Below are 23,902 nucleotides of genomic sequence, written 5' to 3' on the forward strand. Positions count from 1 at the left end.
GGTGAGGAGCACAGAGCGCACGAACCGTCGGGTGGGGACGGTTTCCGAGGAGCCAGGGGCGGAGTACCGCCTCTTCGACGACATGCCCCTGGGCATGTTCGTGCTTCGGGACGGCCTGCTCATCCATTCAAACGCGGCCCTTTCCCGCCTGATGGGCGTGGAGCGAGAGCAGCTGTCGGGCAAGCCCGTGACGGCGCTCCTGTGGGAGCCGGGACCGTTGGAGGACCCAGCGGATCGGCTCGCGCGGCGGCTGGGTTCGTCGCCCGTGGCGGGCACCTACGAGGCGTGGCTGGCCGTGGGCAACGAAGGGCTCCGCGTGGAGCTGACGGTGCATCCGCATGCCAGGGATTGGGTGGTGCAGGTGCGCGACGTGACGTCCCGCGTCCGGCGCCGCACGGTGCTGCGGCGGCTGGCGGAGCTGGGCAGCGCGGTGCGCGCGCTGCACTCCGAGGACGCGGTGCGCGAGGAGGTGTTCCGGGGGCTGGAGGCGCTGGAGCTGGGCTTCGCGTGGCTGACGCCCCGGGGTGTGGGCGTGGAGCTGTCCGTGGCGGGACTGTCCCCCCGGCTGGTGCCGCACGCGCCGTCGCTGGGAGGTCGCGTGCGGGTGGAGACCCCTGGCGGCTGGGCGCCCGCGCTGGTGCGCACCTGGCGCGAGGGCGATGCGTGGATGGAGGACCTGGGCGTGGAGGCGTCCCGCTTCGTGTCCGAAGCGCGCATGGACGCGGTGCTGGCGGTGTTCCGGCGCGTGGAGACGCACCGGGCGGTGGGCGTGCGCATCGACGTGGAGAACGCGCCCACGGCCATGCTGGTGCTCGCCTCCGACTGGCTGAGTGAGGAGGACGTGGCCGCGGTGCGGCTGTTCGGCCAGCAGGTGTCCTCCGCGCTGGACGCGGCGCGCACCATCCAGCGGCTGAGCGTGCGCGCGACGGCGCTCACCGCGTTGGGACGGCTGGCGTCGCAGGCCGCGTCCGCGCCCCACCCGCGCGCCTTCTTCGGCTCCGGCACGGAGGAGATTTCCGGCCTGCTGGGCTGCGACGCCGTGTGCCTGCTCCTGCCCGCGGACACGCGGCACGAGTCGGGCGAGGCCCTGGAGCTCGTGTACGCTCGCGGCCTGTCCGAGGACGCGGTGGCGCGCGTGCGCCGCGCGCGGCTGGGGTCGCTTCCCCGTCCGGGTGGGATGCCGGACGCGGTGCAGGTGCTGGACGCGGAGACGTGTCCCGCGCCCACGCGCGACGCGCTCCGGGCGCTGGCGTTCCAGACGCTGGTGTCGGTGCCGCTGCGGGTGCGCTCGCGCGGCGTGGGCACGTTGAGCGTGCTGTTCCACGCGCGCCGCCGGCTCACCGCGCTGGAGGTGGAGACACTCCAGGCCATGGGCACGCACTTCGCGGCTGCCATCGAGTCACACCGGCTGCTGGACGAGGTGCGCGGCCGGGCGGAGGACCTGGCGCTGATGCACGAGGTGGGCAAGGCGCTGGCGGCCACGCTGGAGCTGGACCGGCTGCTGGCCACGGGCGTCACCAGCCTGGCGCGCATCGTGGACGTGCCGGACGCGTACGTGCTTCTGCCGGATGCCCAGGGGAAACAGCTCGCCATCCGCGCGGCGACGGGCAGCCACCCGGAGCTGGTGGGGCGTCACGTGTCGCTGGACCCGTCGGAGAATTCGCTCGCGGGCCTGGTGTTCCGCACGCGCCAGCCGCTCCGCGTGGAGGACGCGAGCCTGGAGGTGCGGGCGGACGACGAGCTGCGCCGCGCCGCGGAGGCCCAGTCGTACATGGTGCTGCCGCTCGCCGTGCACGACCAGATGGTGGGCGTAGCGGTGATGGTGGAGACGCGCCGGCCCCGCCGCTTCACGCCCGCGGAGCTGGAGCGCGCGGACGCCATCGCCAATCAGCTATCGCTGGCGCTGGAGGGCGCGCGGCTGGTGGAGGACCTGAAGCAGAGCTACGCGGAGCTGGCGCGCGCGCAGGAGCAGCTGGTGAACCGCGAGCGGCTGGTCGCGCTGGGCGAGCTGTCCGCGGTGGTGGCCCACGAGGTGCGCAACCCCCTGGGTGCCATCTTCAATTCGGTGGCCACCATCCGCCGCATCATCGGTCCGGAGAATCCGGCCATCCCGCTGGTGGACATCGTGGGGGAGGAGGCGGACCGGCTCAACCGCATCGTCGCGGACCTGCTCACGTTCGCGCGGCCTCCGTCGCCGCACCTGTATCCGGTGTCGGTGACACAGCTGTTGGAGGAGGCGGTGGGCAGCGCGCTCGCCGACGTGGGCGGCACCTCGCCGTCCCAGGTGCGGGTGGAGTGGGTGATGGAGGAGGACGTGCCGACGGTGACGGTGGACGAGCGGCTCATCCGCCAGTGCTTCCTCAACGTGGCGCTCAACGCCGTGCAGGCCATGCTGCCCCAGGGCGGCACGCTGCGCGTGATGGCGCGCAAGGCGTGGACGGACCGGGCCGGCGTGCAGGTGGAGATCAGCGACACGGGGCCGGGCATCCCGGCGGAGCTGCGCGCGCGCGTCTTCGAGCCCTTCTTCACCACCAAGGCCCAGGGCACCGGGCTGGGGCTCGCCGTGGTGAAGCGCATCATCGACTCACACGTGGGCCAGGTGTCGCTGGACGCGCCGGAGACGGGCAAGGGCACCATCTTCCGCCTCTTCCTGCCGCTGGAGCCGCCGGTGGCTCCGAACCTGCCCCTGACGGGTGCGTGACGGAAAGGCGCGCGCTCAGATGCCGCCTTCGCCGCCGTTCAGGAAGAGCCACATCACGCCGAAGCCCAGGCCGCACGCCAGGGCCACCACCACGAGCATGGCCCAGAAGCGGTACTGGGGCGGGATGGGCCACAGGCCCTGGAGCGGGTTGCCGCCCTTGGACTTCACGGGCTTCTTCTTCTTGGTGTTGCGCTTCTCGGCGGCGAGCTCGGCTTCGCGGCGCTTCAGCTCCGCTTGCCGGAGCGCCTCGGAGATGTCCATGTCGTAGCCCACGAGCGTTTCGCGCGTCTTGGTCCGCACCTGCATGGGGCGCGTCTCATGGGGCCGCTCATTCACGACGGGGGCCTGGCGGCGAGGGACTTCCTTGGGCGGGACGTAGGGGGTCGCCTTCTCGTCCAGGTAGGCCGGCATGTTGCCCGTCGTCTGGGACAGGGCTCCGAAGATCTTCGCGGCCTCCAGGGCCTCGGTGGCTTCGCCCGCGCCCTGCGGCGACCAGGGCACCGGCAGCTCGTCCTGGGACATGGGGCGGGTGGCGTCCGGGAACGCCTCGGCGGGACGCGCCTGGGGGGCGGCCCCCACGGAGGTGGCGGGACGCGACTGCGGCGCGGGTCCCACGGAGGTCTGGGGACGAGGCTGGGAGGCAGGGGCGCGCGGCGCCGCGTTCGCCTTGGGGCGGCCGGGCTTTTCGACGTCGGTGCTCTCTTCTTCCGCGTCGTCCGTGCTGGGGCGCGCAGCCATGGGCGAGGAACCAGCGCCCTCGGTGGCGTCTTCCTCGCCGGAGCCCGGAGTCCAGCCACCCTTGCCGGTGGCGGGCAGACCCGTGGCGCTCTTGCGCGCGGGCCGCTCGTTGGTGGTGGAGTCCTCACTGCCTGCGCCGGGAGTCCAGCCCGGGCGCGAGGGGCGGTTCTGCATCGGTGAGTCCTCCGGGGCCGGGGGGGGCCCCTCACTGTGAGACGCTCGAAGGTGTGTAACGGAGTCTTTCGCGTCCGGGCCCGGATTCCAATCTGGCCGGGACGGTTCTTCCGCCGGAGCCTGCCTGCCCGCGGGGGTGCGCTCCCCCGGGTCCGTGGTGTCCTCCGCGCCCGGGCCCCCACGGGATTCCAGCGGGCCAGGAACCTCCTGGGGGGTGGCCTCGTCCTCGCCCGGCCCGGGCGTCCACTGGAGGTCCACCGCCGGTGCCGGCGGGGCCTTGCCCACCTCCGGGGTCTGGGGAGGAAGTCCCGGCGTGGTGGGCTCCGCGGCACCAATGCCTGGCAGCCAGGCATCCATGGTGATTTCCAGGTTGTGCAGCCGCGCCGGAGGCGCCTTGCGCGGCAGCTCCGCCGCGTCGCCGGACTCCTCCTGGAGCCTCTTCGCCTCCGCCGCCGCGCGCAGCGCCTGCTCCACCTGCGTCGCGTCCAGGGCCTCGGTCTGCTGCCCCACGCTGGCGTACTCCGGCGGTGGCGGCTTCGCGGCGTTACGCGCTCCGGTCTCCGGGCCCGCTCGCGTGCTCTCCGGCGGCCTCGGCTTCGCGGCGCCCAGCGCTCCGGTCTCCGGGCCCTCCGCCCGCCGCAACTTCGCCGCGTCCAGCGCCTCCGTCGCGATGTCCTCCTGTGCTCGGAGCCCCTCCGCCGGATCCATGGTCCCGGGGGGCGCGAGCACGGACGGGAACTCCTGACGCGTGTTCGCGCGCTCGGGCTGCTCGCGCAGCAGGTCGTCCAGCATCTGCTGCTCGATGACCTTCTCGCGCGGGAAGGCCGCGGACATCAGCCGCACCAGGTCCTGATCCGTCACGTTGGGCGCCAGCTTCTCCTTCAGCGCGCCCAGCGCCTCCGCCATGGCCGTCGCCGTGGGGAAGCGGTCGTTCGGCTCGGATGCCAGCGCGCGCGCCAGGAACGCGTCCACCGCGCGCGGCAGGTCCGGCCGGTAGCGCCCCGCCGGCTCCCACTGCGGATAGGCCGCGCGCCGCCAGCGCTCCAACGGGTCGCCCCGCTGCGACAGCGGCTTCCACGAGAACAACTCCCACAGCACCACGCCCACCGCGTACAGGTCCGCGCGCCGATCCACCGTGCGCTTGCGGGCCTGCTCCGGCGCCATGTACGTGAGGTTGCCAATCACCACGCGCGGCGCCGTCTGCTGCTCCTTCAGCGTGGACTGCGCCGCGCCGAAGTCGATGATCTTCACCTCGCCCGCGTAGCTCACGCACACGTTCGCGGGGGACAGGTCACGGTGCACCAGGTGCAGCGGGTGCCCTTCCTCATCCGTCGCGTCGTGCGCGTACGCCAGGCCCTCGCACAGCCGGATGCCCATCTGGAGCAGCGGGCCCAGGGGCATCATCCGCTGGCGCTGACGCAGGCGGTACGCGAGCCGGCTGAGCGTCTTGCCCAGCACGTACTCCATGGCGAGGTACAGCTGCCCGTCCACCTCGCCCATCGCGTACACGCGCGCGATGTTCGGGTGCGCCAGCCGCACCACCACGCGGGCCTCGTCGCGGAAGCGGCCCACGAACTGCCGGCTGTCCACCAGCCCCGGCAGCACCTTCTTCACCACGACCGCGCGCCCCACGCCCTCCTCGCGCGCGAGGAAGACCTCCCCCATCCCCCCGGCGCCAATGCGGCGCACGAGGGTATAGGGACCGAAGCGCACGGGCCCGGTCAGGGCCTCTGGTTCAACGGGCGTCGCCAAGCGCGCGGAACGCCTTGCGAGCCGCGGCGAGCACGTGCGCCACCTCCGGCTCGCCGATGGCCAGCGATATGAAAGCCGCCTCGAACTGGCTGGGCGGCAGGTACACACCTTCCTGGAGCATCGCGTGGAAGAAGCGCCCGAACTTCGCCGTGTCCGCCTTCTTCGCGGACGCGTAGTCGAACACCGGCTCCGACGTGAAGAACACCGTGATCATGCTGCCCACGCGGTTCACCGTCACCGGCACGCCCGCCGCCTTCGCCTCCGCGCGGAAGCCCTCCTCCAACAGCAGGCCCAACTGCTCCAGCCGCGCGTACGTCCCCGGCGCCGCCAGCGCCTTCACGCACGCCAGGCCCGCGGCCACCGCCACCGGGTTCCCGGACAGCGTGCCGGACTGGTACACGGGCCCCTCCGGCGCCACCTTCGACATGATGTCGCGCCGGCCGCCGTACGCGCCCAGCGGCATGCCGCCGCCCACCACCTTCGCGAACGTGCTCAGGTCCGGCTTGAGCCCGTACAGCTCCTGCGCGCCGCCGCGAGCGAGCCGGAAGCCCGTCATCACCTCATCCAGCACGAAGAGCACGCCGTGCTTCTGGCAGAGCTTCTGCAACCCTTCGAGGAAGCCGGGGCGCGGCACCAGCACGCCCATGTTGCCCACCACGGGCTCGATGATGGCGCAGGCGATGTCCTTGCCCTTCTCGTTGAAGATGCGCTCCACGGCCTCCAGGTCGTTGAAGGGCGCGGTGAGCGTGAGCGACGCCAGCGCGGACGGCACGCCCGGGGAGTCCGGCAGGCCCAGCGTCTCCACGCCGCTGCCCGCCTTCACGAGGAACGGGTCACCCGCGCCGTGGAAGCAGCCCTCGAACTTGAGGATGGAGTCGCGGCCGGTGAAGCCACGCGCCACGCGGACGGCGGCCACCGTGGCCTCCGTGCCACTGGACACCAGGCGCACCTTCTCCACCGAAGGCACCGTGGCGCAGAGCAGCTCCGCGAACTCCACCTCCGCGGCGACGGGCGCGCCGAACGTGGTGCCGCGCCGGGCGGCCTCCACGATGGCCTCCACGATGGGCGGGTACGCGTGGCCCAGGATGAGCGGGCCCCAGCTGCCCACCAGGTCCACGTAGCGGTTGCCGTCCACGTCGGTGAGCCACGCACCGGAGCCTTCCTTGAAGAAGACGGGGTCGCCTCCCACGCCACGGAAGGCACGCACCGGAGAGTTCACGCCGCCCGGGATGCGCGCCTGCGCACGGGCGAAGAGGGCCTGGCTTTGAGCGTGTTTCATGCCGGTGGGCATAGCACGCGCCGGACGCGCGTCCCTGCCCCGAGTGGCCCTCCGATGTCGCCTTTTCACCCCAGAGCGGACGCCTGCCTGGCTGACCGGGGCGCGCTCGCAACGTAGGGAATTCACGTGCGTCGCCAGGGACCTGGAAGATACTGGCGGACACGATGTCCCACAGGTCCCGACGAAAGCACCGATGAGAATCGAGCGCATCGAGGTCAAGAACTTCCGTGGATTCGCGTCGCGAGCCTTCGAGTTCTCGCCCTCGTTCAACGTGCTCATCGGCGACAACGGCACGGGGAAGACGGCCATCCTCGACGCGCTCTCCATCGCGGCGGGCGCCATCTTCCTGGGGCTGGAGGGCGCCACGCCTCCCGGCATCCATCGCGATGACGTGCGGCGCGTGATGCACACCGCGGGCGAGGTCCCCACGCTGGAGGCCCTCTACCCCGTGGAGGTGCGCTGCAAAGGCCTCATCGAAGGGAAGAGCCTGGAGTGGGCGCGGACGCTCGAAGGCCCCAACAAGCACACCACCCATGGACAGACATCCGACCTGTCCAAGCGGACGCTGTCCTGGCGTTCGCAGGTGCGCAAGGGCAAGGACGTCGCCCTGCCGCTCATCGCCTACTACGGGACGGGACGCCTCTGGCTGCAACGCCGGGCCCGCCAGTCCACGGCGTCGGATGGAGCCAGGGTCCTCAAGCCCCGCTCGCGGTTCAGGGGCTATCACGGGTGCCTCGACCCCTCCTCCAATCACAAGGACTTCATCTCCTGGTTCAAGACCATGGAGTTGATCCAGCTCCAGGAGGGGCGCGCGCTCGGCACGTTGGGCGCGGTGAAGCACGCGCTTCGCGAGTGCATGCGGGACTGGACGGACGTCCGCTACGACCTGCGGCTGGGCATGCTGGTCGCGAGCAAGAAGGACGGCGCCCAGCTGCCCTTCGACATGCTGAGCGACGGCGCCCGGAGCATGCTGGCCATGGTGGGCAACATCGCCTACCGCACCGCCACCCTCAATCCGCACCTGCGTGAGCAGGCGCCCTCCCAGACGCCGGGCATCGTCCTCATCGACGAGTTGGACCTGCACCTGCACCCCAACTGGCAACGCGAAGTGGTGGACGACCTGCGCAAGGTCTTCCCCCAGATGCAGTTCGTGGCCACGACCCACTCGCCCTTCATCATCCAGTCGCTGCGCGAGAACGAGCTCATCAACCTGGATGATCAATCCCGCGAGACGCTCCCCAGCCGGAGCATCGAGGACATCGCACAGGAGGTGATGGGCGTGGACCTTCCCCAGCGCAGCCATCGCCATCAGGTGATGATGGAGGCGGCGCGGAAGTACTACGCGGCGCTGGAGCAGGCGAAGGGCTCCAAGGGCAAGGAACTCCAACGCCTCAAGCAGGAGCTCGACGAACTCTCCGCGCCCTTCAGCGACGACGTCGCCTACCACGCCTTCCTGGAGATGCAGCGAGGCAAGGCCGGGCTCCCCGGAGACGAATCGTGAGGCCCGTGGAGCGGGGGGACTGGCCCGTCGACGGCGAGGGCGTGCGCCGGACCTTCTCCGATTACCCGGAGGCGCGCGGCGCCCTCATCGAGCGGATGGGTGAGTACTGCTCGTTCTGCGAGGGCCGGATGAACGCCAGCCTCGCCGTGGAGCACATGCTTCCCCAGGAGCATCACCCCGGGCTCGCGCGGGAGTGGCACAACTTCCTGCTCGCCTGCGTGAACTGCAACAGCACCAAGAGCGCCAAACGCATCCGCCTGGGGAGCTACTACTGGCCGGACCGCGACAACACGGCCCGGGCCTTCGTCCACGCCGCGGACGGAGTCGTGACCGCGGCGCCGAACCTGAGCCCCCAGGAGCGGCGTCGCGCGGAGCGGACGCTTCAGCTCACGGGGCTCGACAAGCTGCCGCCCCACCACCCCAGGGCCAGCGACCGCCGCTGGCAGCATCGCAGGGAGGCGTGGGCACGAGCGGAAGAAGCCCGGGACTGCCTCGCTGCCTCCGACACGCCCCACATGCGGAGGCTGGTCATCCGGCAGGCCACGGCGCTGGGCCATTGGTCCATCTGGATGACTGTCTTCGCGGCGGACGCGGACATGCGCCAGCGGCTCATCGCCGCGTTCACCGGCACCGCCAGGGCCTGCTTCGATGCGGCCACCCGGCCCGTCCCCCGTGCGGACGGCGCGCTTTAGCCTGCGCACCTACACGCTGGCGCGGTTATAGCGACCGCATGCGCATCCTCCACACCATGCTCCGGGTCGGCGACCTGGAGAAGTCGCTCGACTTCTACACCCGCGTCATCGGCATGAAGCTCCTGCGCCGCCAGGACTACCCGGACGGCCGGTTCACGCTCGCCTTCGTTGGCTACGGCCCGGAGGACACCCACCCGGCCCTGGAGCTCACCCACAACTGGGACACGGCGAAGTACGAGCTGGGCTCCGCCTACGGCCACATCGCCCTGGGCGTCAGCGACATCCACGCCACCGCCAACGCCATCCGGCAGGCCGGCGGCAAGGTCGTCCGCGAGCCCGGCCCCATGAAACACGGCACCACCGTCATCGCCTTCGTGGAGGACCCGGACGGCTACAAGGTGGAGCTCATCCAGCAGAAGGCCTGACCCATCCGTGGCGCCCCCAACAACCGGGGCGCCCTCCCGTGAACCCGTGGACACGGGCGGCATGGGCAGGCAGGCGGACGCGATTTCCACACGATGTTTCGCGCCTTCCGCTCGCCGCGCCCCCTGCGGGGGTGTAGAGAGGCCCGCGCGCGATGCAGCGAGGCGCGCACCCTCCCCCTCTTCTTTCGAGGCCGTCGTCATGGTGGAGAGTCCCCAGAGCCAGAACGCGCTGTCCCCCGACGAGCTTCACGAGGCGTGGGCCGTGCTCTCCATGGACGAGCGCCTGGAGGGGTTCCGCCTGCTGCCCGCGGCGGTGGCGGACGACTTCTTCCTGGGCCTCACCGCGCGCGAGCAATCCGAGCTCATCCTCAGCCTCCCCCAGGGCGAGCGCCGCACCTGGGTCCGCCTGCTCCCCCCGGACGACCTGGCCGACCTGGTCCAGGCCGTGGAGCCGGAGCAGGTGGACGCCATCCTGTCGCAGCTGGACGACGCCAGCCGCCGCGAGGTGAACGTCCTGCTGGCTTACTCGGAGGACGACGCCGGCGGTCTCATGAACCCGCGCTTCGCCCGCGTGCGCCCGGACATGAGCATCGACGAGGCCATCGGGTATCTGCGCAAGCAGGCGCGCGAGAAGGTGGAGACCGTCTACTACGCGTACGTGCTGGACGCCGAGCAGCGGCTGCAGGGCGTGCTGTCCCTGCGCCAGCTCTTCCAGGCCGCGCCGGACAAGCGCGTGGCGGACGTGATGATCCGCGACGTCATCACCGTGGCGGAGAACACGGACCAGGAGGCGGTGAGCCGCACCTTCTCCGAACACAGCTTCATGGCCATGCCCGTGGTGGACGAGCAGCGGCGCATGAAGGGCATCGTCACGGTGGACGACATCGTGGACGTGGTCCAGGAAGAGGCCACGGAGGACATCCAGAAGGTCGGCGGTATGGAGGCCCTGGACGCGCCCTACTTCGACGTGGGCTTCCTGGCGATGCTCAAGAAGCGCGCCGGCTGGCTGATGGTGCTCTTCCTGGGGGAGATGCTCACCGCCACGGCCATGGGCTACTTCGAGCATGAGATTGCTCGCGCCGTCGTGCTGAGCCTCTTCATCCCGCTCATCATCAGCTCCGGCGGCAACTCCGGCAGCCAGGCCACCACGCTCATCATCCGGTCGCTGGCGCTGTCGGAGATGCGGCTGAAGGACTGGTGGCGCGTGGCCCGGCGCGAACTCAGCACGGGCCTGGCGCTGGGCGCGATCCTGGGAGTCGTGGGCTTCACCCGCGTGATGGTGTGGCAGGGCCTGTTCCACAGCTACGGCGAACACGCATTCCTCATCGGCATGACGGTGGGCGTGTCCCTGGTGGGCGTGGTCATCTTCGGCACACTGTCCGGTTCCATGCTGCCGTTCATCCTCCGGCGCGTGGGCTTCGACCCCGCGAGCGCGTCCGCGCCCTTCGTGGCCACGCTGGTGGACGTGTCCGGACTCGTCATCTACTTCACGGCCGCGAGCCTCTTCCTGAGCGGAACCCTGCTGTAGTCGGCGACGCTCCCGGGACCCATGATTCCCACCACCCGTCGGCGCACGCTCACCCTCGCGGCGCCCGAAGCCCCCGGCCGTCCCGCGCACGTCTCCGCCGCCAGTGGTCTGGTGCGCGCGGGGGACTGGCTCTACGTCGTCGCGGACGACGCGCTCCACCTCGCGGTGTTCCCCGCGGCCGGAGACGCGCCGGGCCACACCGTGCGCCTCTTTCCCGGAGAGCTTCCGGCAGGACACGCGGAGCGCAAGGCTGCGAAGCCGGACCTGGAGGCGCTGTGCAGGCTGGGTCCGTCCGCGTCCTTCGCGCACGGGGCGCTCCTGGCCCTGCCCTCGGGGTCCACGCCCGCGCGGCGCCGGGCGTCGGTGCTGCCCTTGAACGCGGACGGGACGCTCGCGGGCGAGCCGCGCACGGTGGACTGCACGTCGCTCTACGTGCAGTTGGAGCGCGAGCTGGTGGCGCTCAACGTGGAGGGCGCGGCGGTGGCGGGCAAGCGGCTGCGGCTGCTCAACCGGGGCAACGGCGAGGGCGGCGTGGACGCGCTGGTGGACCTGGACCTGGACCGCGTGCTGGCCAGCCTGGACGTGGGCGTGATGGGGCCGGAGGCCGTGCGCACCGTGCGGCGGTGGGAGCTGGGTGAAGCCAACGGCGTCCGGCTGTCCTTCACGGACGCGTCGCCGCTGCCGGACGGGCGCGTGGTGTTCACCGCCACGGCGGAGGCGTCTCGCGACCGCGTGGCGGATGGGCCGTTGAAAGGTTCGGCGGTGGGCGTGCTCGCGCCAGATGGCACGCCCGTGTACCTGGACGCGGTGGACGTGCCCGTGAAGCTGGAGGGCGTGGACGCGCGCGTGGAGGGTGGCCGCGTCCACGTGCTGCTGGTGGCGGACGCGGACGACCCGTCGGTGCCCGCGCCGCTCCTGGAAGCCGCGTTGCCCGTGCCGGGCTGAAGCGCCTGGCGCGCCGCCAGCGTCGCGGCGAGGCCTTGCGCCTCACGCCGGCATCGTGGCGCCTTCGCTTGTTCAGCCGCCGCGCTTCACCAGCAGCGGCCCGAAGGCCTGCGCCACCGGCATCATGGAGACGACGTTGATGTTCACGTGCGCGGGGCGAGTGGCCACCCAGTACGCCGTGTCCGCGACGTCCTCGGGCGTGAGCGGCTGGGTCTTGTCGTAGAGCGCGGCGGCCTTCGCCTCGTCGCCGCGGAAGCGCACGTGGGAGAACTCCGTGCCGCCCAACAGCCCCGGCTGGATGTCCGTGACGCGCACCGCGGTGCCGTGCAGGTCCGCGCGCAGGTTGAGCGTGAACTGATGCACGAACGCCTTCGTCGCGCCGTACACGTTGCCGCCGGGGTACGGGAACTCGCCCGCGATGGAGCCGATGTTGATGACGTGCCCCCGGTCGCGCGCCACCATGCCCGCGAGCGCCTCACGCGTGCAGTACAGGAGGCCCTTCACGTTGGTGTCCACCACCACGTCCCAGTCCTCCAGCCGCGCCGCCTGCGCGGGCTCCAGCCCCAGCGCGAGCCCCGCGTTGTTCACCAGCACGTCCACCTGCGCGAAGTCCGCCGGCAGCGAGGCGAACGCCGCCTTCACCGCCGCCTTGTCCGTCACGTCCAGCGTCACCGGCAGCAGCCGTTCGCCCAGCTCCGCCTTGAGCGCGTCCAGCCGGTCGCTCCGCCGTCCGGCGGCGATGACCCGCGCGCCCTCCTTCACGAAGCGGCGCGCGATGGCCTGCCCGATGCCCGCCGTGGCCCCTGTCACCAGCACGATCATGTGAATGCCTCCCACGCGAGAAGGGCCGCTTGCGCCCCGTCAGGGCATGGCCCGGCCGTTACATGGCACGCGGGAGGAACGGGCGCACGCGAATGCGCCCGACGGAACAACGTCAGTCGCCGCGGTCACGGGCGGCCTCTTCGGCGCTGCCGCCCATGGCTTCCACGGAGGTGCGCGCCTGCTTGCTGCGGTCGAACGCCACCTCCTTCTTGCCAATCCCCTCCACCGTGAGGTTGGCCAGGCGGCGGCGTGCCCGGGTGATGGCGTCCTGCACCAGCGACGGGTCGGGGTGCGTCTTCAAGCACTCCACCCAGGTCTCGATGGCCTTCTCGTTGTCGCCCGCGTCCGCGCGCAGTTTGCCCATCTCGAAGAGGGCGTGCGGCGCCAGCTCCGAGTCCGGGAAGCGCGTGCGCAGGTCCGCGTACGTCTTCAGCGCTTCCTGGCGCTTGCCGTCCACCATGGCCAGGGCCTGCGCCTGGAGGAAGAGCGCGTCGTCCACGTAGGGGCTGGTGGCGAAGCGGTCCGGCAGCTTCTTCGCCTCCAGCTCGCACTGCGGATAGTCCTGGAGCTCGAAGTACGTCTTGGCCACCTGGTACTGCAGCTCCGCGCCCTGCGGCGGGTTGCGGTGCAGCGCGGCGGTGAGCTGATCAATGGAGCCGCGCAGGTCGCGGTAGTGCACCCGCAGCAGCTCCGCCAGGATGATGCGCGCCTCCAGCGACTCCGGCGCCTCCGGGCACTGCTGGATGAGCTGGCGGTAGACGCTCACCGCCTCCTTCACCTTGCGCTGCTCCAGCCAGTACACGTCCGCCGCGCCCTTGAGCGCCCGGGCGCGCATCACCAGCGCCTCCGGGGTCTCGTCGCGCAGCAGCATCTCGTAGGCCTTGCGGTACTCCACCAGCGCTTCGTCCGGACGCTTCTCGAAGATGGCGTCGCGGGCGCGCTGCATGTGGTCCACCGGCTTGTCGCGGCAACCCGTGACGGCGAGCGCCCCTACCGCCAGGACACATGCCCACCGCGACAGCGCGCGCGTCATCAGCAGGACTCCGGGATGACGCGCACGCAGCGCGTCTCGTCGCAGCGCACGCACTCGCGCTCCGAGGAGACGTCCGTCACGCACACGGAGACGCGCGACGTCCTGGGGCAGTCCTCCGACGTCACACAACGGTAGAGGCCCCCGTCGGTCCGGGTGATGTCCACCGCCGTCGAGCCGCAGTTCTCCAGGTCGTTGCATCCCAGGAGCGCCGCCGCCGCGACTGCCATTGCTGCCACCAAGGCGCGTTGCACGGCTGTGGGTTCTAGCCAACTTCCGACCCCGGGTCACGAACCGTGCGCCCGCCTGCCCGCCCGGAAGCAGGAGTTCCCCGGGAAAGCGAGCACCCATGCATGGCCAGCGTTTCGCCCGCCGTGCTAGCCCTGTCGCGTCACGCCATTCTCCCTCTCGCCCCAGGAGTCCGAAAACCATGAGCCTTCCCTCTCGTCCTCGCGCGGTGGTGACGGGCGCCGGCAGCGGTCTGGGCCGTGCGCTGTGTGAAGCGCTGGCGGCCCGTCAGGCGCGGGTCATGGTGTCGGACATGAACGCGGCCAGCGCGGAGGAGACCGCCCGCCGCGTCACGGAGCTGGGCGGCGAGGCGCGCGTGCACCCGTGTGACGTGACGGACCCGGACGCGGTGGAGGCGCTGGCGCGCGCCACGGACGAAGCGTTCGGCGGCGTGGACCTGGTGGTGAACAACGCGGGCGTCGCCACCGGAGGCGCGGTGGGCACACTGCCCCTGGCGGAATGGAAGCGCGTGCTGGACGTGAATTTGTGGGGCGTCATCCACGGCTGCCACGCGTTCGTGCCCCGCCTGAAGAAGCAGGGCTCCGGGCACGTGCTCAACATCGCGTCCGCGGCGGGGCTCGTGTACGCGCCGAACCTGGCGGCGTACAACACGTCCAAGGCGGCCGTCGTCGCGCTGTCGGAGACGCTCTACGCGGAGCTGCAGCCGCTGGGGCTGGGCGTCACGGTGGCGTGCCCCACGTTCTTCCGCACGAACATCGCCGCCGCGGCCGCGCCCTACTCCGACCCGGAGACGCGCCGCATGAGCGTGAAGCTGGTGGACCAGTCCAAGATTGGCGCGGAGTGGGTCGCCGAGCGGCTGCTCAAGGCGGTGGACCAGGGCGCGCCGCACGTGCTGCCCATGGCGGATGCGCGCTGGTTCTGGCGGCTGCGGCGGCTGGCGCCCGGGCTGTTCCTCCGGGGCGTCATCGCGGTGGAGAAGCGCCTCCGCGAGCGCACCGCGCGCATCCCCGGCTAGAACCTCAGTTGCTGCGCTGCTGCGTGGGCGCCTTGCCGGACGTGAGCACGGTGGTGTCCACGGACGCCATCGAGTTGCGCTGCTTCACCATCCGCGCCTTCTGGTTCTGCTTGTCCTCGTGCTTGAGGATGGCGGCCATGTGGGCGTCGGCCACCTTGCACTGGATGGCACTCACCTCCTGGTGACGCCGTCCCAGCTCGTTCCACATGGCGAGCCGTCCCTGGCTGCCCATGAGCCGGTCCTCGACCGCGTCCAGGGCCTGGTCCATCTGCTTGCCCTCGGCCTCCAGGGCCGCGAGCCGCGCTTCGGAATCCTCGGGGGACTGCCCGCATCCGGTGGCCACGGCGACCCCTACGGCCACCGCCAGTCCGAGCCACATCCGCCGCATCCCCACATCGCCTCCCAGGTGTCTCGGGCCGTCCACCGGCCTTCAGGCAGCGCAAGGTAGGAACGGGCCCTGGGAGCGACAACCCGAACGCCAGCCGGGGAGGTAGGCGTTTCCAGGAGCGAACGTTTGGGCCTCTTTCCTGTCCCACCGGTTTGACGGTGAGGCAGAAGGCCCGTGAATTTCGCGCGCCGCACACGCCCCGGGCCTGTCCCAGGTCGGGAGGGTCATGCCCTCACTGCGTGGACGCCGTCACCCCGCCGTCCGTAACGGGCGGATCCCAGAACCTGAGCTCGAAGGTGTACGGGTGGTCCTCCGCGTACCATCCGAACCGTTCTCCCTCTTCGGGTCCGTACTGCGTCGACTCGATGTCGCGGATGCCCTGCGCCAGACGCGCGTTGCTGACGGTCGGGTCCCACGTGATGGCGCGGCACTGCTCCGCCCGGCCCTTCTTCGTGATGATGCACTTCACGGTGGCACGCCCGATGGGCGGCGAGTCGGGCTCCTTCGGCCCCATGACGCTCGCGCAACCCGTCAGCCCCAGGATTCCCACCCCCAACAACATCCCCCACTTCATGCGGTGCTTCCCCTTCTTCACATCACGGCGCGACGCGCGTCCGATGCCTCAGGATGAACTCACACACCTCGCGCGCGGCGCCGAAGCCCGCGGCGCGCTGGGCCACGTAGTGCACCTGGGCGCGCACCTCGTCCGGCGCTTCCGGCACGGTGGCGGAGAAGCCCACCGCATTGAGCAGCGGCAGGTCCACCACTTCGTCACCCATGTAGCCGCAGTGCTCGGCGGACACGTTGAGGAGGGTGAGCAGCTTCTCGAAATGCGCCACCTTGTCCTGACTGCCGAAGTGCACGTGGCGCAAGCCCAGCGACTGCATGCGCATCTGCGCGGAGAGGCTGTCGCCGCCGGAGATGGCGGCCACCTCGATGCCCACCTCCTGCAGGCGCTTGATGCCCATGCCGTCGCGCACGCTGTACATCTGCGTCCAGCCGGAGTTGGGCACCCAGAAGATGCGGCCGTCGGTGAGCGTGCCGTCGATGTCGAAGATCATCACCGACAGGCGCGCCACCCGCGCCTTGAGCGACTCCAGGTCCTGGTTCATCCGTGCCTTTCGCTACTTGGGCACGGCCTTGAGCGAGGCCTTGCCGTCCTTGATGACGACCTTGAACTCCACGGCCTTCGCGTTGTGCTGCTTGAGCAACTCCGGAACCTGCTTGCGCAGCGTGGCCGCCACGGACTCGTAGGACAGCTTGGACGTGTCCTCCTGGCAGCGGCGCTTCGCGGTGACGTACGCGTCGTACACCGCGCGCAGCTTGTCGTCGGACATGCCGCCACCGGGACCGGCCGCCGCGGGACGGGGCGCGGCGGCAGCCACCGGACGCGCGGGCTGCTGCGGGGCCGCCGCTGGAGCCCTGGTGGCCATGCCCGGAGGCACCGCCGGACGCCCCGCCGCCGGAGTCCCACCCGGGGCCACCGCCGGCGTCACCGGGGGCAGCTTCGACGTCCCCACCGCCGGGGTCCCCTTCTGCGGCGTGCCCGCCACGGGTGAGATGGACGGCAGCCCGCTCACGGGCGCGACCGCCGGGGTCCCCTGCTTCGGAGGCACCAGCCCCGCGGGCGTGCCCCGGGGCGCGCCGGCCGGCTGCGCCGCGACAGGGGCCACCGACGGACTGCCGCGGAAGGGCGTACCGCCCGCGGACTGCTGCTCCGCCAGGTACTCCGAGGAGAGCTTCGGCTCGTTGATGGGGCGGCGGCCGGTGAGCTCCTCAATCTCCTCGAAGTCCATGTCGTCGATTTCTTCGGGGATCTCCACCACGCCCTTCGGGCGGTCGCCAGCGGCACCGGCCTGCTTCGGCCCGGCGCGGCGGCGGGCCTTGGCCAGGTCGCGGCGGTAGGTGCCGGCTTCAATCTCCTGGATGGTGCGCACCCACAGCCGCTCGTAGGTGAGGAACTTGTTGTGGAGGCTCTGCACGCGGAACTTCACCGACGTGCTGCGGATGAAGGCCCCCTTGAGCTTCAGCATCCGCTTCTTCAGGTCTTCATGCGCGCGGATGGGCGCCTGGCGCTCCATGCCCAGGAAGTACTGCTCGTAGCTGTGGCGCAGCTCCGCGATGGCCGCCTCCAGCTCTTCACATTGCTGAAGGGCGGCTTCGCTGGAGGAACTGGCGTCCAGTTGCGCGGGCCGGACCCCACCTTTGGCGGCGGACCGTGCGTTGTCGGGCGGCGGCATGTTCCCGGAGTGTCCCCAACCCGGGCGCGGCTCGCAACCTCAGGCCGCCGACGGTGTAGGCCCCAGGCCAGCGGCCTCACCCGCCGGTCGGTGGCGCAGCATCAGCCGCACACCGAAGGTGAACATGCCCAGGGAGATGAACTGGCTGGTGGACAGGTTGTACCAGGCCTCCAGGGGCACCGCCCCGGCCAGCCCCTGGGCGCCCAGCGACTCCAGCAGACCGTGCAGGGTGCCGCGCTCCACGTCGCCCCGGAACAGCTCCACCGTGGTGCGCAGGACGGCGTAGGCCATCAGCCACAGGGCGAAGATGTGCCCATGGAAGCGGCGGATGCGGCGCGCGTACAGGAGCGCCACGAAGAGCACCAGCTGCCCCACGGACTCGAAGAGCTGCGTGGGGTACACCGGCAGCGTGGTGCCGTGCTGGGCCACCCAGTCGGAGATGCGCACCGCGCCCGGCGCCCACTCGTGGAGCACCTGTCCGGTGGCCTCCACCACGTAGCGGGGATCCGAGGCCTGTGAGCCATACGCCAGGCTGGACGCACGCCCCAACTGGCCAAACAGGTCCTGGGCCAGCCCGGAGCCCGGAAAGGTGACCCCCGTGTGCGAGTGGCTCCCGGCCATGTCGCCCCAGCAGCACCCGGCGGAGAAGCACCCCAGGCGCCCCAGGCACTGCCCCAGCGACACGGTGGGGATGCACACGTCCGCCAGCCGCAGGAAGTTCAGGTTGTTCTTGCGAGCGAAGAGGAACGCCGCCAGCCCCGCGCCAATCAGGCCGCCGTAGAACACCAGCCCGCCGCCCAGGGAGAAGACCTGCGTCCAGTCGCGCGCATACTCCTTCCAGTTGATGAGCACGAACAGCACGCGGCTGCCCACGAGCCCGCCCACCAGCACCCAGAACGCCATGTCGAGCACCTGCTCGCGCTTCTGGGGCCCCTCCGTGTCCACCCAGCCCCGGCCGTCCACGAAGCTCACCCGGCGCCACTCGTCCTGCGCCAGCCGGCCCGCCACCGACACCGCGGTGACGAAGCCCGCGGCCAGGAGCACGCCGTAGGTGTGCAGCGGGATGCCCTCGCCCCTTCCCCCGGGGAACGCGTCCGCGGGCAGCGCGTACATCAGGCCGAAGTAAGCGAGGAAGCCGCCCACCACCGCGAACCCCACCGCGCGCAGGAGCTTGTCCTGGAGCGACGCGGGGCCCTCCTTGCCCGTCTTCGCGTCCACCGGCCCCAGCGTGCCGCGCCAGCCGTTGACGGCGACGGAGGCCACCACTCCCACCGCGGCGGCGTACAGCAACAGCTGCATCCACAGCGTGGTGAAGGACAGGCGGAACAGGACGGGGAGCATGGGGACCTCTTGCCCGGGAGGCCCGGACGAACGGCGGGGACAACCGGGACGGGCGGGAGGGACATTCCCGGCCCGCCGTCACGTCACTGCGCGGCCTTCGCGGAAGCGGAGGCCTCCGGCTTCTCCTTGCGCACGAAGGCATCCACCACGAGCATGCCCACGCCGATGCAGATGGCCATGTCCGCGACGTTGAACGACGGCCAGGCGGCCTTGTCGTACCAATGGGCCTCCAGGAAATCGATGACGAAGGCCCGCGACAGGCGGTCGATGTAGTTGCCCAGCGCGCCGCCCAGCACCAGCGGCAGGCCCCACAGCGCCCACACCTCCGCGGGGTCCTTGCCGGACAGCTTCCGGAAGTAGAAGACGATGAGCAGCACCGCGCCCAGGCTCACCAGGTGGAAGAGCGGGCCGCGCACGTTCGGGGCCAGGTTCCTGAACATGCCCCACGCCGCGCCCGGGTTCTCCGCGTAGCGCAGGCGGAAGAAGTTCTCCGCCACCTCCACGTGCGTTTTCGGCTGGAAGTGCAGGCCTCGGAAGCCCGGCGCTTCCGCGGGCGAATAGAACTCGCCCAGCCGTTCCGACAGGGTGGTGGCCCCGTCGAAGCGGGTCGTGAGATCGCGCACGACCAGGTACTTCGTCCACTGGTCCAGCACGATGACGCCCAACGTGAGGGCGAGGAGGATGACGTATTTGCGCGGCACGGAGAGGGCTTATACCAGCCCACCCCCGCGCGTCACGGCTGCGGGCTGCTGCCCTGGGGCAGCGGCTGAGCGGCGGCTGCCTCCGGCCGGCGCACCGAGTCCAGCAGCATCAGCGCCACGCCCACGCAGATGGCCGCGTCCGCCACGTTGAACGTGGGCCAGCGCATGCCCGGCTGGTTGCGCCAGTGCCAGTCGATGAAGTCGATGACGTAGCCCCGGATGAGCCGGTCCACGAAGTTGCCCAGCGCGCCGCCGGTGATGAGCGCCAGCGCCACGCGCACCAGCTTCTGCGACGGCTCCGTCTTCCGGTACAGCGTCAGGATGAACCCCAGCGCCACCAGGCTCACCACGTGGAAGAACGCCTTGCGCGCCGTCTCCGGAAGGTTGGAGAACATGCCCCACGCCGCGCCCGGGTTCTCCACGTAGCGGAAGTGCCAGTAGTCCTCGATGAAGCGGTACGGCCGGGTGTTCTTGCGGAACACGCCCTCCACCGGAGGGTCGTTGTCCAGGTTCTGCTCGCTCAGGAAGCCGGACACGCGCGCCATGCCGCTGCGGCCATCCAGCGCTTCCGTCAGCCGGGACACGGCCAGGTACTTGGTCACCTGATCCGCCGCCAGCACGGCGAGGACCACCACGAGGAGAAGACGGAAGGAGGCTTTCATGGGGTACCCGAACCTCTATCGCGCCCCCGGGAGCCCTGACAACCCGGACCCGGGCCGCACGCCGCCGGCCCGCCTGCCCTCTCCCTCCCGGAGTCCGCCCGTTTCGGGCATGGTGCGCCCATGGCGCCTGTTGAGCCCGACGTGAAACCTTCCACTCCCGACATTGCCCCACCCGGAACCACCGCACCGCCGGCGGCGAAGCCGACGTTGATGGCGCGCTTCAAGGCGTTGCTCCTGGAGTACGGCCCGGTGGCCTTCGCCCTGTACTGGCTGAGTTTCTTCCTATCGCTGGCGGGCTTCTGGGCGGCCATCCGCGCCGGCTTCCAGCCGGAGGGCACGGGGGCGCAGGCGGGTGCGTGGGGCGCGGCGTACGTGGCCACGCAGGTCATCAAGCCGCTGCGCCTGGGCGCGGTGTTCGTGCTGACGCCGCTGGTGGCGCGCATCCCGCCGGTGGCGCGCTTCCTGGAGCGCAACCGGCACAAGTGGAGCAACCTGCTCTGAAACGGCGCGGGCCGGGCACCGGGGAGCTCCCGATGACCGGCCCGAGTTGCCTGCGGGGTGCCCGTTAGAAGTTGGGCGTGCGGAACGTCTTGATGACGCCCATGTGCTGCATGCTGGATGCGCCGCTGTCGGAGTTCAGCGCCGGGTAGATGTCCGAGATGGGCGTGTACACGCGGCTGTCGAGCACCAGTCCGTTGTTGAAGGTGCTGGTCCCGACGACGGTGGGCACCTGGTACTGGCGCAGGTCGGAGTCCACGATGACATGGTCGTAGGGCTTGCTGCGGCCGGCGTTGGTGCCCTCCTTGCCGTTCTTGTCCGCGGGGTGCGGGCCCGCGATGTCGACCACCTGCTTGAAAGTGGTGAGGCACGCCTCGGAGCGGGAGTCGGTGTTGAAGTCACCGCCAATGGCCAGGTAGTCGCCCTCGGGGATGTTCGCCTTGATGTAGCCCACGAGCTGGGTGGCTTCCGCGTTGCGGTTGCTGGAGCTGGTGGTGAGCAGGTGGACGCTGATGGCCCACAGGTCGCGAGGCCCGGGGATGTCGATGCGGGCCCAGGCGAAGTCGCGGTTGGAGACCTTGGCATCCTTCCACTCGCCCGACTCGATGATGGGGTAGCGGCTGATGATGCCGTTGGGGATCTGCGCGCCGGTCTCGCGGTAGTAGTAGAAGCCCGCGCCGATCATATCGACCATGGAGCGCATGTCCGAGGCGGAGTCCGACTTGTAGTTGAACTCCTGGATCATCACGACGTCGGGCTTCACGCCCTGCATCAGCCGGATGCCGTGGCCCGGGTCGTAGTCCTGGCCGTTGCCGCTGGAGAGATTGGCGGCCATCAGGCGGATCTGCGTGTAGCCACCGTCGGTATCCGTCTCGCCAATCGGGCCCGCGTCCGCGGAGCCACCGTCGGTCGTGGTGCCCGCGTCCGTCGTGGTGCCCGCGTCCTCGGTGGTGCCTGCGTCGGTCGTGGTGCCAGCATCGACCGTCGTGCCCGCGTCGACCGTGGTGCCCGCGTCCTCGGTGGTGCCCGCGTCCTCGGTGGTGCCCGCGTCCACCTCGACCTCGGTGCCGGCATCATTGGTGCCTGAATCCACATCGGATCCGGCGTCCTCGGTGGTGCCCGCATCGTCCGTGGACTGACCCGCGTCGGATCCGGCATCGACGGTGGTGCCCGCGTCGGTGCGGGTCCCGGCATCGACGGAGGTCCCCGAGTCCGGAGGCGCGGTGGGCTCTTCACCCTCGCCGCAAGCGAGGGCCAAGAAGCCCATCGCCAGGAGGGGGCGGAGATACGGGGGGAGCTTCATTGCCATGCAGGGCCTGGATCCTTGCTTCCGAGGGTGTCGAGGGGGTGACCCATCGGCTTCGGCGCGCCGACTGGCGCGTGAGTATAGAAGTTTGCAAGAAGGCTGTCCTCTGACCGCCCGTGAGGATTGCGTCACTGCCTTTCAAGAATCCGAGATTTTCGTCGCTCCGCAGCTGGGGAAGGCGGGGATTCAAAGAAAGGCATCACGGGCATTGGCTACGACGCAGCAGGACGTGAGGAGTCCAGGATGTCATCACGGCAGCTCACGGTGCGGATCCACGGCGCACTGAACGACTTCGTCGCACCGGAGCGCCGGGGGCAGGCGTTCACGCACGTGCTGCAGGGAAGCCCGTCCGTGAAGGACCTCATCGAGTCGCTGGGTCCACCGCACCCGGAGGTGGACGTGGTGTTGGTGGATGGAGCGCCGGTGGACTTCGCGCACCGCGCGGAGGAGGGCACGAGCCTCGACGTGTATCCGGCGTCGGATCCATCGGTGCCGCAAGTGGCGAGGGAAGCGCGAGTGGGGCCGCCCCTGCCAGAGATGCCGCGCTTCATCCTGGACGTGGGGTTGGGGAGGCTGTCGGGCTTCCTGCGGATGCTGGGCTTCGACACGCTCTGGCGCAACGACTACGCGGACGACCAACTGGCGCGCCTGTCCCACGACGAATCGCGAGTACTCCTCACGAGGGACCTGGGCGTGCTGAAGCGCTCGGAGGTGGTGCACGGCTACTTCCCGCGAGCGACCGACCCCGCGCACCAGTTGGTGGAGGTGGTGCGGAGGTACGGCCTGACTTCGCGCATGCGGCCCTTCTCCCGCTGCATCGCGTGCAACGCGCCGCTGTCCACCGCGACCCCGGAAGAAGTGCAGGGCCGCGTCCCGGAAGGCGTGGCCCAACGCCACAGCCACTTCCAGCAGTGCCCCGGCTGCCAGCGCGTCTTCTGGCCCGGCACGCACCACCAACGCATGCAGAACCTGGTGGAGACGCTGCGCAAGCTGGAGGCCACCAATCCCTAGGCAGTCCCAATTCCTGACAGGAGCATTTTCGCCACGAATTGGACGCACCCTTGGGAAACGGGTTCATTGCCATCCGGCCAACATGACCCTTCCTCATTCCAGTCTCCTGCTCTTGGGCGCCGCGATGTTGATGGCTTGCGCTTCCAGCAAGCCCCCTGTCGTCTCGGCTCCCGCCGCCACCAGCCAATCCCTCTCCACACCCAAGGCGCGCGTCCTGGCCGTCCCCCACTGGCTGGGACACTACAAGCTCAAGATGCGCTCCCATGGCACCTGGATCCAGGGTGACAAGCGTTTCGACTGGGCGGACCAGCTCGAGTTCAGTGGCGTGTTCCGGATTCACATGGATGCCGCCCGGGGGGAGGGACATGGCACCGTCCATCACGGATGGGTCAATCTCACCAGACGCTCCAAGACGACGGACGGAGCCCAGATCACGGAGGAGTTGGACGGAGGGTGCTCCGATTCCGTGCCCGACGTCCCCATGGACGTCCTGTCATTTCCCACGGACGACACGTTCCTGTTCCGGGGGTTCGTCGCCCAGGCGGAGTACCTCCGCTGCGCCGCGTTCCGCAAGGTTGCCGGAGGCGAGCCTCAGAGGACCGAGGTAGCGGCCCCCGCGTTTCCCTCTCTGCCGGCCGCGCTCTTCACGTTCCCCATACCCGATGGAGGCAAACCGAAGCTTCCGGGCCGACTGCGCTTCATCACCCTTGGCGACAAGGTCGTGCAGGAGATCCCCTCCACGCTCCGTTGGGGGGAGACGCCTATCGAATGGGAGATCGATTGGCGTCTCGGCCGTGAGGCAACCAACGGACCCACGCTCAGGATGCAGCCCGAAAGCAGCGAAGCCTACGACAACTGGCTTCCCATGGGCCCCAAGCTCGAGCCGAAACCCCAGCCCTGAGCC

General features: G+C 70.4%; 23 protein-coding genes. 10 read left to right on the forward strand and 13 right to left on the reverse strand.

Annotation, left to right across the window (positions count from 1 at the left end):
- Positions 1–31 precede the first annotated feature (31 nt).
- On the forward strand, positions 32–2,701 hold the full coding sequence (locus tag D7Y15_RS21790) for a GAF domain-containing protein (protein ID WP_172809466.1): 2,670 nt from the start codon (positions 32–34) through the stop codon (positions 2,699–2,701).
- A gap of 15 nt (positions 2,702–2,716) precedes the next feature.
- Here the strand turns inward: D7Y15_RS21790 and D7Y15_RS45300 are convergent, their stop codons facing one another.
- Complete coding sequence (locus D7Y15_RS45300) at positions 2,717–5,365, reverse strand: serine/threonine-protein kinase (RefSeq protein ID WP_199745965.1); 2,649 nt, start codon at positions 5,363–5,365, stop codon at positions 2,717–2,719.
- Positions 5,349–6,644, reverse strand: coding sequence for a glutamate-1-semialdehyde 2,1-aminomutase (gene hemL, locus D7Y15_RS21800; protein WP_121753814.1), 1,296 nt, complete (start codon positions 6,642–6,644; stop codon positions 5,349–5,351). The genes D7Y15_RS45300 and hemL overlap by 17 nt, the downstream gene beginning before the upstream one ends.
- Before the next feature lie 193 nt (positions 6,645–6,837).
- Here hemL and D7Y15_RS21805 point away from each other — a divergent pair, with 193 nt between their 5' ends.
- The 5 genes from D7Y15_RS21805 to D7Y15_RS21825 all read left to right on the forward strand — a co-directional run bounded on the left by D7Y15_RS21805 (position 6,838) and on the right by D7Y15_RS21825 (position 11,735).
- A complete protein-coding gene (locus D7Y15_RS21805) occupies positions 6,838–8,145 on the forward strand; it encodes an AAA family ATPase (protein ID WP_120575575.1) in 1,308 nt (435 codons plus the stop codon).
- Positions 8,142–8,837 carry an HNH endonuclease gene (locus D7Y15_RS21810; RefSeq protein WP_120575574.1) on the forward strand — a complete coding sequence of 232 codons (696 nt, stop codon included), beginning with the start codon at positions 8,142–8,144 and terminating at the stop codon, positions 8,835–8,837. Before D7Y15_RS21805 ends, D7Y15_RS21810 begins: the two co-directional genes overlap by 4 nt.
- 38 nt (positions 8,838–8,875) lie before the next feature.
- A complete protein-coding gene (gloA, locus tag D7Y15_RS21815) occupies positions 8,876–9,262 on the forward strand; it encodes a lactoylglutathione lyase (protein ID WP_120575573.1) in 387 nt (128 codons plus the stop codon).
- A 199-nt stretch (positions 9,263–9,461) separates the two neighbouring features.
- A complete protein-coding gene (gene mgtE, locus D7Y15_RS21820; protein ID WP_120575572.1) occupies positions 9,462–10,790 on the forward strand; it encodes a magnesium transporter in 1,329 nt (442 codons plus the stop codon).
- 21 nt (positions 10,791–10,811) lie between these two features.
- Positions 10,812–11,735: a hypothetical protein gene (locus D7Y15_RS21825; protein WP_120575571.1), complete on the forward strand. Its 924-nt coding sequence runs from the start codon at positions 10,812–10,814 to the stop codon at positions 11,733–11,735.
- 72 nt (positions 11,736–11,807) lie between these two features.
- Here D7Y15_RS21825 and D7Y15_RS21830 read toward each other — a convergent pair whose 3' ends face one another.
- The 3 genes from D7Y15_RS21830 to D7Y15_RS21840 form a co-directional block, all read right to left on the reverse strand.
- On the reverse strand, positions 11,808–12,557 hold the full coding sequence (locus D7Y15_RS21830; RefSeq protein ID WP_120575570.1) for an SDR family NAD(P)-dependent oxidoreductase: 750 nt from the start codon (positions 12,555–12,557) through the stop codon (positions 11,808–11,810).
- A gap of 112 nt (positions 12,558–12,669) precedes the next feature.
- Positions 12,670–13,590 carry a tetratricopeptide repeat protein gene (locus D7Y15_RS21835; RefSeq protein ID WP_120575569.1) on the reverse strand — a complete coding sequence of 307 codons (921 nt, stop codon included), beginning with the start codon at positions 13,588–13,590 and terminating at the stop codon, positions 12,670–12,672.
- Positions 13,590–13,817, reverse strand: a complete 228-nt coding sequence (locus tag D7Y15_RS21840) for a hypothetical protein (RefSeq protein WP_169820314.1) — start codon at positions 13,815–13,817, stop codon at positions 13,590–13,592. Before D7Y15_RS21840 ends, D7Y15_RS21835 begins: the two co-directional genes overlap by 1 nt.
- Positions 13,818–14,017: 200 nt before the next feature.
- Between D7Y15_RS21840 and D7Y15_RS21845 the strand changes: the two genes are divergently transcribed.
- Positions 14,018–14,851, forward strand: coding sequence for an SDR family NAD(P)-dependent oxidoreductase (locus D7Y15_RS21845; protein WP_121753804.1), 834 nt, complete (start codon positions 14,018–14,020; stop codon positions 14,849–14,851).
- Positions 14,852–14,855: 4 nt separating this feature from the next.
- Here D7Y15_RS21845 and D7Y15_RS21850 read toward each other — a convergent pair whose 3' ends face one another.
- The 7 genes from D7Y15_RS21850 to lspA (D7Y15_RS21880) all read right to left on the reverse strand — a co-directional run bounded on the left by D7Y15_RS21850 (position 14,856) and on the right by lspA (D7Y15_RS21880) (position 20,183).
- Positions 14,856–15,230, reverse strand: coding sequence for a hypothetical protein (locus tag D7Y15_RS21850; protein WP_233605045.1), 375 nt, complete (start codon positions 15,228–15,230; stop codon positions 14,856–14,858).
- Between the two features lie 241 nt (positions 15,231–15,471).
- Entirely contained in the window at positions 15,472–15,813 is a 342-nt protein-coding gene (locus D7Y15_RS21855; protein ID WP_126933262.1) for a hypothetical protein, read from the reverse strand.
- Positions 15,814–15,835: 22 nt separating this feature from the next.
- Positions 15,836–16,351: an HAD family hydrolase gene (locus tag D7Y15_RS21860; protein WP_120575565.1), complete on the reverse strand. Its 516-nt coding sequence runs from the start codon at positions 16,349–16,351 to the stop codon at positions 15,836–15,838.
- 12 nt (positions 16,352–16,363) lie between these two features.
- On the reverse strand, positions 16,364–17,479 hold the full coding sequence (locus D7Y15_RS21865) for an MXAN_5187 C-terminal domain-containing protein (protein WP_120575564.1): 1,116 nt from the start codon (positions 17,477–17,479) through the stop codon (positions 16,364–16,366).
- Between the two features lie 39 nt (positions 17,480–17,518).
- A complete protein-coding gene (locus D7Y15_RS21870; protein ID WP_120575563.1) occupies positions 17,519–18,820 on the reverse strand; it encodes a prolipoprotein diacylglyceryl transferase in 1,302 nt (433 codons plus the stop codon).
- A gap of 83 nt (positions 18,821–18,903) precedes the next feature.
- Entirely contained in the window at positions 18,904–19,521 is a 618-nt protein-coding gene (gene lspA / locus D7Y15_RS21875; RefSeq protein ID WP_120575562.1) for a signal peptidase II, read from the reverse strand.
- A gap of 32 nt (positions 19,522–19,553) precedes the next feature.
- A complete protein-coding gene (gene lspA, locus D7Y15_RS21880; protein ID WP_120575561.1) occupies positions 19,554–20,183 on the reverse strand; it encodes a signal peptidase II in 630 nt (209 codons plus the stop codon).
- Positions 20,184–20,324: 141 nt separating this feature from the next.
- On the opposite strand from lspA (D7Y15_RS21880), the gene D7Y15_RS21885 reads away from it, so the two are divergent.
- The gene (locus D7Y15_RS21885) at positions 20,325–20,684 is read left to right on the forward strand and encodes a hypothetical protein (protein WP_233596744.1); all 360 of its coding nucleotides are present in this window, start codon (positions 20,325–20,327) and stop codon (positions 20,682–20,684) included.
- 64 nt (positions 20,685–20,748) lie between these two features.
- Here the strand turns inward: D7Y15_RS21885 and D7Y15_RS21890 are convergent, their stop codons facing one another.
- Entirely contained in the window at positions 20,749–21,990 is a 1,242-nt protein-coding gene (locus tag D7Y15_RS21890; protein ID WP_120575559.1) for an endonuclease/exonuclease/phosphatase family protein, read from the reverse strand.
- A 240-nt stretch (positions 21,991–22,230) separates the two neighbouring features.
- Here D7Y15_RS21890 and D7Y15_RS21895 point away from each other — a divergent pair, with 240 nt between their 5' ends.
- Entirely contained in the window at positions 22,231–22,998 is a 768-nt protein-coding gene (locus tag D7Y15_RS21895; RefSeq protein ID WP_121753806.1) for a Mut7-C RNAse domain-containing protein, read from the forward strand.
- Between the two features lie 112 nt (positions 22,999–23,110).
- Positions 23,111–23,899, forward strand: a complete 789-nt coding sequence (locus tag D7Y15_RS21900) for a hypothetical protein (protein ID WP_126933261.1) — start codon at positions 23,111–23,113, stop codon at positions 23,897–23,899.
- Positions 23,900–23,902 lie beyond the last annotated feature (3 nt).

This window comes from Corallococcus sp. AB030, assembly GCF_003668965.1.
GTDB classification, from domain to species: domain Bacteria; phylum Myxococcota; class Myxococcia; order Myxococcales; family Myxococcaceae; genus Corallococcus; species Corallococcus exiguus.

Coding starts and splice junctions, on each gene's coding strand:
- D7Y15_RS21825 (WP_120575571.1), top strand. CDS start 10,812: ATGATTCCCACCACCCGTCGGCGCACGCTCACCCTCGCGGCGCCCGAA.
- D7Y15_RS21860 (WP_120575565.1), bottom strand. CDS start 16,351: ATGAACCAGGACCTGGAGTCGCTCAAGGCGCGGGTGGCGCGCCTGTCG.
- D7Y15_RS21845 (WP_121753804.1), top strand. CDS start 14,018: ATGAGCCTTCCCTCTCGTCCTCGCGCGGTGGTGACGGGCGCCGGCAGC.
- mgtE (WP_120575572.1), top strand. CDS start 9,462: ATGGTGGAGAGTCCCCAGAGCCAGAACGCGCTGTCCCCCGACGAGCTT.
- D7Y15_RS21850 (WP_233605045.1), bottom strand. CDS start 15,230: ATGTGGCTCGGACTGGCGGTGGCCGTAGGGGTCGCCGTGGCCACCGGA.
- D7Y15_RS21830 (WP_120575570.1), bottom strand. CDS start 12,557: ATGATCGTGCTGGTGACAGGGGCCACGGCGGGCATCGGGCAGGCCATC.
- D7Y15_RS21895 (WP_121753806.1), top strand. CDS start 22,231: ATGTCATCACGGCAGCTCACGGTGCGGATCCACGGCGCACTGAACGAC.
- gloA (WP_120575573.1), top strand. CDS start 8,876: ATGCGCATCCTCCACACCATGCTCCGGGTCGGCGACCTGGAGAAGTCG.
- D7Y15_RS21890 (WP_120575559.1), bottom strand. CDS start 21,990: ATGGCAATGAAGCTCCCCCCGTATCTCCGCCCCCTCCTGGCGATGGGC.
- D7Y15_RS21840 (WP_169820314.1), bottom strand. CDS start 13,817: ATGGCAGTCGCGGCGGCGGCGCTCCTGGGATGCAACGACCTGGAGAAC.
- hemL (WP_121753814.1), bottom strand. CDS start 6,644: ATGAAACACGCTCAAAGCCAGGCCCTCTTCGCCCGTGCGCAGGCGCGC.
- D7Y15_RS21870 (WP_120575563.1), bottom strand. CDS start 18,820: ATGCTCCCCGTCCTGTTCCGCCTGTCCTTCACCACGCTGTGGATGCAG.
- D7Y15_RS21855 (WP_126933262.1), bottom strand. CDS start 15,813: ATGAAGTGGGGGATGTTGTTGGGGGTGGGAATCCTGGGGCTGACGGGT.
- lspA (WP_120575561.1), bottom strand. CDS start 20,183: ATGAAAGCCTCCTTCCGTCTTCTCCTCGTGGTGGTCCTCGCCGTGCTG.
- D7Y15_RS21805 (WP_120575575.1), top strand. CDS start 6,838: ATGAGAATCGAGCGCATCGAGGTCAAGAACTTCCGTGGATTCGCGTCG.
- D7Y15_RS21865 (WP_120575564.1), bottom strand. CDS start 17,479: ATGCCGCCGCCCGACAACGCACGGTCCGCCGCCAAAGGTGGGGTCCGG.
- D7Y15_RS21835 (WP_120575569.1), bottom strand. CDS start 13,590: ATGACGCGCGCGCTGTCGCGGTGGGCATGTGTCCTGGCGGTAGGGGCG.